This window comes from Streptomyces sp. SID12488 (assembly GCF_010548275.1).
Taxonomy (GTDB): Bacteria; Actinomycetota; Actinomycetes; order Streptomycetales; family Streptomycetaceae; genus Streptomyces.
The window spans coordinates 138555-150283 of the sequence record NZ_JAAGLT010000013.1 but is presented as its reverse complement, the minus strand read 5'-3'; the positions used below and the strand labels follow the sequence as shown (position 1 = coordinate 150283).

13 protein-coding genes are annotated in these 11729 nt (G+C 69.4%); 3 read left to right on the top strand and 10 right to left on the bottom strand.

Going from position 1 to position 11729, the window contains the following annotated elements:
• Positions 1-122: 122 nt before the first annotated feature.
• Both G3I56_RS21260 and G3I56_RS21255 read left to right on the top strand, forming a co-directional pair.
• Positions 123-794, top strand: a complete 672-nt coding sequence (locus G3I56_RS21260; RefSeq protein WP_164411214.1) for a TrkA family potassium uptake protein — start codon at positions 123-125, stop codon at positions 792-794.
• The gene (locus G3I56_RS21255) at positions 794-1471 is read left to right on the top strand and encodes a TrkA family potassium uptake protein (protein ID WP_164411212.1); all 678 of its coding nucleotides are present in this window, start codon (positions 794-796) and stop codon (positions 1469-1471) included. The genes G3I56_RS21260 and G3I56_RS21255 overlap by 1 nt, the downstream gene beginning before the upstream one ends.
• Before the next feature lie 156 nt (positions 1472-1627).
• Here the strand turns inward: G3I56_RS21255 and G3I56_RS21250 are convergent, their stop codons facing one another.
• The 7 genes from G3I56_RS21250 to G3I56_RS21220 all read right to left on the bottom strand — a co-directional run bounded on the left by G3I56_RS21250 (position 1628) and on the right by G3I56_RS21220 (position 8230).
• Positions 1628-2347, bottom strand: a complete 720-nt coding sequence (locus G3I56_RS21250; RefSeq protein ID WP_164411210.1) for a DUF3159 domain-containing protein — start codon at positions 2345-2347, stop codon at positions 1628-1630.
• 3 nt (positions 2348-2350) lie between these two features.
• On the bottom strand, positions 2351-2749 hold the full coding sequence (locus tag G3I56_RS21245) for an OB-fold nucleic acid binding domain-containing protein (protein ID WP_123763560.1): 399 nt from the start codon (positions 2747-2749) through the stop codon (positions 2351-2353).
• Between the two features lie 66 nt (positions 2750-2815).
• Entirely contained in the window at positions 2816-3499 is a 684-nt protein-coding gene (locus tag G3I56_RS21240; protein ID WP_164411208.1) for a response regulator, read from the bottom strand.
• A complete protein-coding gene (locus tag G3I56_RS21235) occupies positions 3496-6123 on the bottom strand; it encodes a sensor histidine kinase KdpD (RefSeq protein WP_239135011.1) in 2628 nt (875 codons plus the stop codon). Before G3I56_RS21235 ends, G3I56_RS21240 begins: the two co-directional genes overlap by 4 nt.
• Before the next feature lie 187 nt (positions 6124-6310).
• Positions 6311-7081: a DUF3710 domain-containing protein gene (locus G3I56_RS21230; RefSeq protein WP_164411206.1), complete on the bottom strand. Its 771-nt coding sequence runs from the start codon at positions 7079-7081 to the stop codon at positions 6311-6313.
• A 1-nt stretch (position 7082) separates the two neighbouring features.
• Positions 7083-7634, bottom strand: coding sequence for a dUTP diphosphatase (dut, locus tag G3I56_RS21225; RefSeq protein ID WP_164411321.1), 552 nt, complete (start codon positions 7632-7634; stop codon positions 7083-7085).
• Between the two features lie 11 nt (positions 7635-7645).
• Positions 7646-8230 (bottom strand): PaaI family thioesterase, encoded by a 585-nt coding sequence (locus G3I56_RS21220; protein ID WP_164411205.1) that lies wholly within the window; start codon positions 8228-8230, stop codon positions 7646-7648.
• Between the two features lie 58 nt (positions 8231-8288).
• Between G3I56_RS21220 and G3I56_RS21215 the strand changes: the two genes are divergently transcribed.
• Positions 8289-8762, top strand: coding sequence for a DUF3093 domain-containing protein (locus G3I56_RS21215; RefSeq protein ID WP_164411202.1), 474 nt, complete (start codon positions 8289-8291; stop codon positions 8760-8762).
• 108 nt (positions 8763-8870) lie between these two features.
• Here the strand turns inward: G3I56_RS21215 and G3I56_RS21210 are convergent, their stop codons facing one another.
• The 3 genes from G3I56_RS21210 to G3I56_RS21200 form a co-directional block, all read right to left on the bottom strand.
• Positions 8871-9788 carry a hypothetical protein gene (locus G3I56_RS21210; protein ID WP_164411200.1) on the bottom strand — a complete coding sequence of 306 codons (918 nt, stop codon included), beginning with the start codon at positions 9786-9788 and terminating at the stop codon, positions 8871-8873.
• 13 nt (positions 9789-9801) lie between these two features.
• Positions 9802-10098 carry a DUF4193 domain-containing protein gene (locus G3I56_RS21205; RefSeq protein WP_006380512.1) on the bottom strand — a complete coding sequence of 99 codons (297 nt, stop codon included), beginning with the start codon at positions 10096-10098 and terminating at the stop codon, positions 9802-9804.
• Between the two features lie 393 nt (positions 10099-10491).
• Positions 10492-11724: a HAMP domain-containing sensor histidine kinase gene (locus G3I56_RS21200; RefSeq protein ID WP_164411198.1), complete on the bottom strand. Its 1233-nt coding sequence runs from the start codon at positions 11722-11724 to the stop codon at positions 10492-10494.
• Positions 11725-11729: the final 5 nt, after the last annotated feature.

Here is an 11729-nt window from a genome sequence, read left to right as displayed (position 1 = left end):
CACGGAGTGCACACGGGGGTGCCCTGCGGCCACCGTGCGTGTATAGCTTGGGCAGGGGTCTGAGACCCTGTTCAAGCCAAGTCGACAACGGCGGGCTTCGACATCGGATCGGAAGGACGGTCGTGCACATCGTCATCATGGGCTGCGGCAGAGTGGGTTCCGCTCTCGCGCAGACCCTGGAGCAACAGGGGCACACGGTCGCCGTGATCGACCAGGACCCCACCGCCTTCCGACGACTGGGCTCCGGGTTCGGCGGCCGTCGTGTCACCGGGGTCGGTTTCGACCAGGACACCCTGCGCGAGGCTGGTATCGAGGACGCCGGCGCGTTCGCCGCCGTCTCCAGCGGCGACAACTCGAACATCATCGCCGCCCGGGTGGCCCGCGAGATGTTCGGCATCGAGAACGTCGCGGCCCGTATCTACGACCCGCGCCGGGCCGAGGTCTACCAGCGGCTGGGCATCCCGACCGTCGCCACGGTCCGCTGGACGGCCGACCAGATGCTGCGCAGGCTGCTGCCGTCCGGTGCGGAACCGCTGTGGCGCGATCCCACCGGTGGCGTCCAGCTGGCCGAGGTGCACGCGTCGTCGGCCTGGGTCGGACACAAGATCAGCAAGATGCAGGACGAGACCGGCGTACGTGTCGCCTTCCTCACCCGCCTGGGCGAGGCGGTTCTGCCCACCTCGCAGACGGTGCTGCAGGAGGGCGACCTGGTGCACGTGATGATGCGTACGGACCACGTCGAGAAGGTCGAGGCGTCTTTCGCCGAGGGCCCTGAAGAGGAGGCCGGTCACTGATGAGAGTCGCCATTGCCGGTGCCGGTGCCGTCGGCCGCTCGATCGCGGGCGAGCTGCTGGAGAACGGCCACGAGATCCTGCTGATCGACAAGGCCCCCACGGCCATCTCGGTCGAGCGGGTCCCCCAGGCGGAGTGGCTGCTGGCCGACGCCTGCGAGATCACCTCGCTGGACGAGGCGGCGTTGCAGCGCTGCAACGTCGTGATCGCCGCGACGGGCGACGACAAGGTGAACCTGGTCGTGTCCCTGCTCGCGAAGACGGAGTACGGCGTTCCGCGCGTCGTCGCCCGCGTCAACAACCCCAAGAACGAATGGCTGTTCACCGAGGCCTGGGGCGTGGACGTGGCGGTCTCCACTCCCCGTCTGATGTCGGCCCTGGTCGAGGAGGCGGTGAGCGTCGGCGACCTGGTGCGCCTGCTCCGGTTCAGCCACGGCGACGCGAACCTGGTCGAACTGACCCTCCCCCCGGAGTCGGCGCTGGCCGGCACCCAGGTGGGCGACGTGGAGTGGCCGGACGACACGTCCCTGGTGACGATCATCCGCGGCTCCCGGGTCCTCACCCCGACCCGCGAGGACTCCCTGGAAGCCGGCGACGAACTCCTGTTCGTAGCCGCCCAGGCCAGGGAGGAACAACTGGAGGACCTCCTGTCGGTACGCAAGGAGGAAGCCCCGAGCTGACCGACGCTTTTCAGCCCGTCCGGCGTTTGAGGACGAGGCCGTCCAGGCCGAAGGGGGGTCTGGGGGCGCAGCCCCCAGAGATGGGGCACGGGTAGGGGCGGCGGGGGCGAAACACCCCGACGCCCGCTCCCACTGTTCGACTCCCCTACGCGGAACCTACTCGGAAGAGGAAGCCGCAGCCTTCCGCTCCTCAGCCGCCCGCTCCTCCGCCTCCATCTCCGCGAACACATCGATCGGCGCCGGCGCCTTCGCCAGGAACACCCACGTGAGCCACACGGCCAGCAGGAACGGCGGAATCTTCAACGCCACCAACACCCACCCGAGCGACGCCGTGTCGGCCCACAGGTACAGCGGGAAGAGAATCGCGCACTTGGCGAGCAGGATCAGCCCCCACGCCCAACTGGCCTTCGTGTACGCCTTCTTGCGCCCCGGATTCCGCGTACGCCAGGAGAGGTTCTCCTTGAAGACCGGGCCGAGGATCAGCCCGAGCAGCGGAACACCGGCCAGCGTCGTGATGATGTACGCCAGCGCCAGCCCCAGCGTGTAGAACATGCCGGGCAGATAGAAGTTCTTGGCGTTGCCCGTAAACATCGCGAAGAAGACACCGAAGGCGACACCGAACACACCGCTGAAGGCGTGCTTGACGGTGTCCTTCATGACGAGGCGCACCACGACCAGCAGCACCGAGACACCAAGGGCCGCGATGGCCGACGAGTGCAGGTCCTTGTTGATCGTGTAGATCGTGACGAAGAGCAGCCCCGGCAGGACCGTCTCGATCATGCCCCGCAGACCGCCGAACGCCTCGAAGAGCGCGGCCTCGGTCACCGCCCTGGAATCGTGCTGGGCGTCTTCGGTCGGCTTGTCGAGCGACGTCACCGGCTACTCCCGTCCGAGAGGTCTCAGTTCGTATTTCGGATTGAACAGCACACGGCGGCCCCGGCTCATCGAGATCCGCCCCGACGCGATCAGCTTGCGCCCCGGCTCTATCCCGACGATGGAACGCCTGCCGAGCCACACCACGTCCAGCGCGGCCGAACCGTCGAAGAGCTCGGCCTCCAGGGCCGGAACCCCCGCCCTCGGCCGCAGCGTGACCGTGCGCAACGTACCAGTAACCGTCACTATCTGTCGGTCGTGGCAGTCACCGATACGCGTACAGCCCGCGGTCTCGGTGTCCTCGCGCAGCTCCTCGGACTCCAGGTCCTCCTGCGACGAGGAGAGCCGGTCGAGCATGCGCCGGAACCGGCCCACCGGCTTCTCGGAACGAGGAACAGCACTCATACCTGAAGCGTACCGGCGCCCACCGACACCGACGTACCCCGGGACCATGCCTCCCTGAGGACAGCCCTACCGCTCGAACCGGTACCCCATCCCGGGTTCGGTGACGAAGTGCCTCGGATGCGAGGGATCCGCCTCCAGCTTGCGCCGCAGCTGCGCCATGTACACGCGCAGATAGTTGGTCTCCGTCCCGTAGGACGGCCCCCACACCTCCTGGAGCAGCTGTCTCTGGCTGACCAGCCGTCCCGTGTTGCGCACGAGCACCTCCAGCAGATGCCACTCCGTGGGCGTCAGCCGTACGTCACGTCCGCCGCGGTGGACCTTCTTCGCGGCGAGGTCGACGGTGAACTCGTCGGTCTCGACCATGACGTCGTCCTCGGCGCTCCCGGTGGGCTCGGCCCGGCGGACCGCGGCCCGCAGCCGGGCCAGGAGTTCGTCCATGCCGAAGGGCTTGGTGACGTAGTCGTCGGCGCCCGCGTCGAGCGCCTCGACCTTCTCGTCGGACGAGTGCCGGGCCGACAGCACCAGGATGGGCACCCGTGTCCAGCCGCGGAGCCCCTTGATCACCTCGACGCCGTCCATGTCGGGCAGTCCCAGGTCGAGCACGACCACGTCGGGATGGCGGGCGGCGGCGAGTTCGAGGGCGGTGGCACCGTCGTGGGCCGCGTCGACCTCGTACTTGCGTGCCCTGAGGTTGATCACGAGGGCACGCACGATCTGCGGCTCGTCCTCGACCACCAGCACCCGGGTCATGAAACCTGCCTTTCCGACTCCGCCGCCGCTGTCCCTGCCGGCCCTGTCCCTACCGCCGCTGTCGGCACTTCTGTTCCCGTTTCCGTCGTCCCCGCCCCACCACGCCGCAGGAACTCATCCCCTGCGCCCGCCGTCGCCGCCCGCACCGTGAGCACCATGCTCAGCCCGCCCCCAGGCGTGTCCTCGGCCCGCAGGGTGCCGCCCATCGCCTCGGCGAACCCCCGCGCCACCGCGAGCCCCAGCCCCACCCCGGCCCCGCGCGGAGCGTCACCGTATCGCTGGAAGGGCTCGAAAATGCGGTCCTTGGCCTCGTCCGGCACCCCCGGCCCCCGGTCCACCACCCGCACCTCCACCCGCTCGGCGATGGCACTGGCGGCCACCAGCACCGTCTCCCCGTCCGGGCTGTACTTGACGGCGTTCTCGACCAGGTTGGCCACCGACCGCTCCAGCAGCCCGGGGTCGACGGCAACCATCGGCAGGGTCTCGGGAATGTCCAGCTCGACGCTGTCCTCGGGTACGCCGCCCAGCGCCATCGGCACCACCTCGTCGAGGTCGATCTCCCTGATCAGCGGGGTGACGGTGCCGGTCTGGAGCCGGGACATGTCGAGCAGGTTGCCCACGAGGTGGTCGAGCCGGTCGGCCCCGTCCTCGATGCCGGCCAGCAGTTCGGCCTGGTCCTCCTCGGACCACGCCACATCGTCCGACCGCAGCGACGAGACCGCCGCCTTGATCCCGGCCAGCGGCGTACGGAGGTCATGGCTGACAGCGGCGAGCAGCGCCGTGCGGATCCGGTTGCCCTCGGCGAGGGTACGGGCCTGGTCGGCCTGGGACTGGAGGCGCCGGCGGTCCAGCACCACGGCCGCCTGGGCGGCGAACGCGGCCAGCACACGCCGGTCGGCGGCGGGCAGTACCCGGCCGGACAGCGCGAGCGCCATGTGGTCACCGACCGGCATGTCCACGTCCGCGTCCTCCGGCCGCTCCACCGCCTGCCGGGTGCCGACGCTGCCCGCGCAGGTCCACGGATCGACGTCGGAGGCCCGCTCCAGCAGGGCCACGGACTCCATGCCGAAGGTCTCCCGGACCCGGTCGAGGAGGGCCTCCAGGCTGGTCTCGCCGCGCAGGACGCTGCCCGCGAGGAAGGAGAGGATCTCCGACTCGGCCCGCAGCCGGGCCGCCTGATGCGTGCGCCGGGCGGCCAGATCCACCACGGACGCCACCGACACGGCGACCCCGAAGAAGATCACGAGGGCGACGATGTTCTTCGGGTCGGCGATGGTCAGCCGGTGGTACGGCGGCGTGTAGAAGTAGTTCAGCAGCATCGAGCCGACCGCCGCCGAGGCCAGCGCCGGGTACAGGCCGCCGAGCAGGGCCGCCGCCACCGTGAGCGCCAGGAACAGCAGCATGTCGTTGGCGAGACCGAGGTCGACGGCGTTCAGCAGCAGCGCGAGGACCACCGGACCGGCCACGCCGACCAGCCAGCCCCACACGATCCGCGCCCGCCCGAGCCGGGCCCCCCGGGCCACGGGCAGCCCGCGGCCCTTGCCGGCCTCGTCGTGGGTGATCAGATGGACGTCGAGGTCGGGCCCCGAGTCCCGGGCCACGGTCGCGCCCACCCCGGGCCCGAAGACGTACTGCCAGGTCTTGCGCCGGGAGACGCCCAGCACGATCTGTGTGGCGTTCACGCCCCGCGCGAAGTCCAGCAGCGCCGCCGGGACGTCGTCCCCGACCACGTGATGAAACGTTCCGCCAAGATCTTCGGCCAGCGTGCGCTGAACGGCCAGCTCCTTCGGCGAGGCATTGGTCAGACCGTCGCTGCGGGCGACGTAGACGGCCATGACCTCGCCGCCGGCGCCCTTCTCCGCGAGCCGCGCGGCCCGCCGGATCAGCGTGCGGCCCTCGGGGCCGCCGGTCAGTCCGACGACGATCCGCTCGCGCGAGCCCCAGATCCTGGAGACCTGATGCTCACTGCGGTACTCGGTCAGGTACTCGTCGACCCGGTCCGCCACCCACAGCAGTGCCAGCTCCCGCAGAGCCGTCAGGTTCCCCGGCCGGAAGTAGTTGGCGAGAGCCGCGTCGACCTTGTCGGACTTGTAGATGTTGCCGTGGGCCATCCGCCGCCGCAGCGCCTGCGGGGACATGTCGACCAGCTCGATCTGATCCGCACGCCGGACCACCTCGTCGGGGACGGTCTCCTGTTGACGAACACCAGTGATCGACTCAACCACATCACCCAACGACTCAAGATGTTGAATGTTGGCAGTCGAGATCACGTCAATACCCGCGGCCAGCAACTCCTCCACGTCCTGCCAGCGCTTGGTGTTGCGCGAGCCGGGGATGTTGGTGTGCGGCAGTTCGTCCACCAGGGCGATCTGCGGCCGGCGGGCGAGCACGGCGTCCACGTCCATCTCGGTGAACACGGCTCCGCGGTAGGGCAGGTCCTTGCGCGGAATCTGCTCCAGCCCGTGGAGCATCACCTCCGTGCGCGGCCGGCCGTGGTGCTCCACGAAGGCCACCACGCAGTCCGTCCCGCGCTCGACACGACGGTGCGCCTCGGACAGCATCGCGTACGTCTTGCCGACGCCCGGTGCCGCACCGAGGTAGATCCGAAGCTTGCCGCGTCCCATGGCCTCATTGTCTTCCCGCGCCCACTGATTGCGCAGCGTCGACCTTACGTCCAACAATGTCGACAAAAGGGACGAGAAGCGGGCCGAGACAGGTCTTTGACGCAACCCTGACGCACCCACCGGCGAACGGAACACGGGCCGTACTCCTCGGTGAGGAGTACGGCCCGTGGCGTGAGAAGTGACGCGGCTAGCGAACCTCGGTGATCTCCGGTCCGCGCTGCAGCTGGCCCATGCCGCCACCGAAGCGGGAACCCGCCTCTTCCTCGACCTGCTGGACGCCCTCGGGCACCATCTGCGCGTCGTTCGGCAGTTTCAGGACGATCGGGTCGCGGGGCGCCATCGGCCCCTCGCCACGGACGACGACCGTGTCCCTGAAGATCTGCTCCAGGAGACCGGCGGCCTGCGGCTGCACGGCGCCCTGCCCGGAGATGACCCCTCGCAGGAACCATCGCGGACCGTCCACACCGACGAACCGTACGACCTGGAAACCGCCCGTGCCGTCCGGCAGTTGCACCGGCACCTGCGCCCGCAGCTCCCAGCCCAGCGGCCCCTCGACCTCGTCGACGATGCCACCCTGCTGGGTGATGCCGCTGGCGATCTCCTCGCGCACCTCGCCCCAGATGCCCTCGCGCTTGGGCGCGGCGAAGGCCTGGAGCTGCACGGCGCTGTCGCGCAGCACGACGGTCGCCGCGACGATCGCGTCACCCGCGACCTCGACACGCAGTTCCATGCCGTCGACCCCGGGCACGAACAGTCCGCCCAGGTCCACCCGGCCCTCGCCGGGCTCGCGCACCTCGGTGTCGTCCCAGGGCCCGTCGGGACGGGGCTCCGGCTCCAGCCGGACGCGCGCACGGCCGCCCGCTGCTTCGTCCGCCTCGGTATCGACGCTGTCGACGACCTGCTCGGCCTCGCCGGCCGCGTCCTCGGCGGCACCCTTCTTCTTGCGACGTCCGAACACGTCACTGTCCTTCCCGGTCGGCTACGACCGAAGCGTATCGATTCCCACCCGTTGTGCCGCTTACTGCGGCCTGATCGCTGTGACCGCTCGCACCGCCCACCGAGGCGTGACCGCCGGTGGACCCGAAGCCCCCCTCGGCCCGCGCCGAGCCTGGAAGTTCCGCGACCTCCCGGAAGCGGACCTTCTCGACCTGCTGGACGACCAGTTGGGCAATCCTGTCGAAGCGCTCGAATCGCACGGGTTTGTGCGGGTCGAGATTCACCACGATCACCTTGATCTCCCCACGGTACCCGGCATCAACCGTCCCCGGGGCATTCACCAGAGCGACACCGCACCGGGCCGCGAGGCCCGAACGAGGGTGCACGAAGGCCGCGTACCCGTCCGGGAGCGCGACAGACACCCCGGTGGGGAGAACAGCCCGTTCCCCGGGCGCCAGTTCGCACTCCTGCGTGGTCCGCAGGTCGGCTCCGGCGTCACCCGGCTGCGCGTACGCCGGAAGCGGTACGTCCGGATCGACGCGGCGGATGAGTACGTCCAGGGGCTCACGGCCCACGGGTGCGGGGCTCACGGGTTCACCTCGAATGCGCGGGCGCGCCGGATCTGGTCCGGGTCGCTCATGGCCGCCTGGATCTCCTCCGGGCGGCCGTTGTCGATGAAGTGCTCGACCTTGACCTCGATGAACAGCGCCTCGGCGCGCACCGCGACGGGCCCGTCGGGGCCACCGATGCGTCCGGTGGCGGTCGAGTAGATCTTGCGCCGGGCCACCGCGGTGACCTCGGCCTCCAGGTACAGCAGGGTGCCGACGGGCACGGGCCGGACGAACTCGGTCTCCAGCCGTCCGGTCACGGCGATGGTACGCAGCAGCCAGTTCAGCGAGCCGAGTGTCTCGTCCAGCGCGCTGGCGAGCACGCCGCCGTGGGCGAGGCCGGGGGCGCCCTGGTGGGCCTCCCGCACGGTGAACTCGGCGGTGACCGTGACACCGTCTCCGGCCCGGGCGGCGAGGTGCAGTCCGTGCGCCTGTCCGTCGCCGCATCCGAAACACTGTTCGTAGTGGGCACCGAGGAGCTCTCCGGGCGCGGGCGCGTCCGGGTGCCGCACGGGCGCCACGGCGTCGACGGGGGGCTTCAGAGCTGCGGAAGTACCACTCACAGCCGCAGACCTTACCCGCGAGTCGGCCGCCGACCGACACCATGCCAAGCTTGGCTCCATGCAGCATTCCGCCTCCCCGTACGAAGAACGCCTCACGGCCCCCCGCTCCTGGTGGCTGATCTCGTTCCTGGTCGGCGTCTCCTTCGCCCTGATCCTGCTCCCGTTCGGCACGCTGCCCCTGCTCGGCGGCCTGGTGGGCGGCACCGCGGTGGCCGCGGTGGCGGCGAGTTCGTACGGCTCGATCCGGATCCGGGTCGTGGGGGACGCGTTGATCGCGGGCGAGGCGAAGATCCCGGTGGCGGCCCTGGGCGAGACGGAGATCCTGGACGCGGAGGAGGCGCGTGCCTGGCGCACCTACAAGGCGGACACCCGTGCCTTCATGCTGCTGCGCTCCTACATCCCGACGGCGCTGCGCGTCCAGGTCACGGACCCGAAGGACCCCACCCCGTATCTGTACCTGTCGACGCGGGAGCCCGAACAGCTGGTGGCGGCAATCGAGTCGGCGCGGGCGGCTGTGCGCGACGCGGGCTGAACCGGCCGGAGCGGCGACTCGGCGCGCGTCGGCAAATTCTTCTTCGGCGGCGGGCAAAGACTTGCCCGCCGCACCTGTGTCCAGGGTCGCGCGCGCCTCTCCAAGCCCCTACTTCCCGAGTTCCTTCGGCCCGTCCCCGAGGCTCAGCGCGTCCGTGGGCGGCTCGAGCGGGGGCAGTTCCGGGAGCTGGTCCCAGGGGACCTGGAACGTGCGCAGGTCCTTGCGGATACGTTCCGCGAGCTTTCTGGTGTCGCGCCGGTTCATGACCGCGCCGACGGCGGCGCCCACCATGAACGGCATCAGGTTGGGCAGGTCCCGGATCATCCGCTTCATGATCTGCTGGCGCAGTTCACGCTTCATCTGGCCCCCGAGGGCCGAGTTGATCGTCGACGGCTTCGTCACGTCGATCCCGCGCTCACCCGACCAGGAGTTCAGGTACGCGGTACTGCGCTGCTTCAGGGTGCCCGGCGGCCGCACGCCGTAGACCTCGTGCAGTTCAGCGATCATTTTCAGCTCGATCGCGGCCACACCGGTGATCTCGGCGGCCAGCTCGGTCGGCATGGCCGGTGGCACCGGCAGCATCGCCGCCGCCCCGATGCCCGCGCCGACGGCTCCCGTCGCGCTCGCGGCGCCCACGACGAGCTTGTCCGCGAGCTGCTCCGGACCGAGACCCGGGAACTGCCGACGGAGAGTGGCGAGGTCGCGTACGGGGATACGCGGGGCGTTCTCGATGATCCGGTCGGTGAGGTAAGCCAGGCCCGCCCTCGCGCGGCTGCCGCCCTTGCGGACGCCTTCCCTGGCCTTCTCCCGGATCGTGGCCGCCCGTCCGGTGACGGGTGCGGAAGGCTCGGCCGGCACCGGGAGGTCATCCCCGTGGTCGGCCGGCCTGGCGGCCGGTTCGAGCGAGGCCGATCCTGTATCGGATGAGCCCCGCTCGTCGTCACGCACACCGGGGCCGTCCTGCGGCCCCTGGTCCGCTCCCCGCAGGGGGAAGCGGCGCTTCCAAGGTGGGGTCGAGCCTGTCACGGCCGACCCTTCCTCAGTCGCAGTCGCGGCAGATCGGCTGACCGTTCTTCTCGCGGGCCAGCTGACTGCGGTGGTGCACCAGGAAGCAGGTCATGCAAGTGAACTCGTCCTGCTGCTTGGGCAGTACCCGGACGGCCAACTCCTCGTTCGAGAGGTCCGCGCCGGGCAGTTCGAGGCCCTCGGCGGCCTCGAACTCGTCGACATCTACGGAGGAAGTCGACTTGTCGTTCCTCCGTGCCTTCAGTTCTTCAAGACTGTCCGAGTCGACGTCGTCGTCGGTCTTGCGTGGGGTGTCGTAATCCGTTGCCATGTCGCGCTCTCCCCCTCTGGGTGTCTGCGGTGTCTCAGCGCAGGTAACGCGTGAGAGGCCGGACTTGTGCCCGACCTGAGGCGGAGATTTTGCCTCACATCAAGGTCTGTTACTCAATCGACACCCAACCGGCCCCTCGGAGAGAGATCGGCATGGATGGCGATCGGGACCGTACACGGTCCGAATGCCATTCTTCAAAGGCCCCCACCGTGTACTTCCCGTGATCAAGACCTTCGAAAACCCGGATCTACCGGGCCTTACGACGACTTGTGCAATCACGGAGAGTGGATGGCCGTAAATTCGCCCTTGTGATCGATCACACACGAGGCCGCCGGGAGGGTACCCCGGAAATTCCGCGCAAAGCGAACATCCTCGCGTGTCGGCGACATGATCTCAGATCGGCAGGGCGACTCGCATCACGAGTCCACCTCCCTCACGCGGCAGGGCCGAGATGTGGCCGCCGTGAGCGCGCGCCACAGAGCGTGCGATCGATAGTCCGAGGCCCACACCCTTGTCACTGCCCGTACGCTCCGTACGCAGCCGCCTGAAGGGCTCGAAGATGTTGTCGATCTCGTACGCCGGGACCACGGGACCCGTGTTCGAGACAACCAGTACCGCCTGCCCGTGCTGGACCTCCGTGGTCACCTCGACCCAGCCGTCCTCCGCCACGTTGTACCGCACCGCGTTCTGTACAAGGTTCAGCGCGATCCGCTCCAGCAGTACGCCGTTGCCCTGGACGACCGCCGGATCGCGCTTCCCGCGCAACTCGACGCCCTTGGCCTCGGCCTCGGCATGTGTCTGGTCGACGGCCTGCTCGGCGACCTCGGCGAGGTCGACCGGTTTGCGCTCGATGATCTGGTTGTCGCTGCGGGCGAGCAGCAGCAGGCCCTCGACAAGCTGCTCGCTGCGCTCGTTGGTGGCCAGCAAGGTCTTGCCGAGCTGCTGGAGTTCCGGGGGCGCCGCCGGGTCGGACAGGTGCACCTCCAGAAGCGTGCGATTGATCGCCAGCGGCGTTCTCAGCTCGTGCGAGGCGTTGCCGACGAACCTCTGCTGTGCGGTGAAGGCCCGCTGGAGACGCTCCAGCATGTCGTCGAGGGTGTCCGCCAGCTCCTTCAGCTCGTCGTCGGGGCCGTCCAGCTCGATCCGGCGGGACAGGTCCGAGCCGGCCACCGCACGGGCGGTACGGGTGATCCGGCCGAGCGGGGTCAGGACCCGGCCGGCCATGGCGTAGCCGAAGGCGAAGGCGATCACGGCGAGGCCGAGCAGCGTGAGCAGGGAGCGGCTGAGGAGGTTGTCCAGGGCATGCTGGCGCTGCACGTTGACGCACTCGTTCATGGCTCTGTTGAGCTCTGCCGCAGTCGGCGAGGACGGGAAATTGCACACGTCGCTGCCTACCTGGCCGACGATGATCTTGAAGGGCAGGTCGCTGCCCACGTTCAGCGCGTTCGCCGCGAACAGGTAGATGATCGACAGCAGCAGGATGCCGGCGATCAGGAACATCCCCCCGTACAGCAGCGTGAGCCGTATGCGGATGGTCGGGCGCAGCAACGGGAACTGCGCCTGCGGCCTGCGGGGGTCCCAGGTGGGTTTCGGGGGTGTCTGGGGAGGTGCGGGTGTCGTTGCCACCGCTG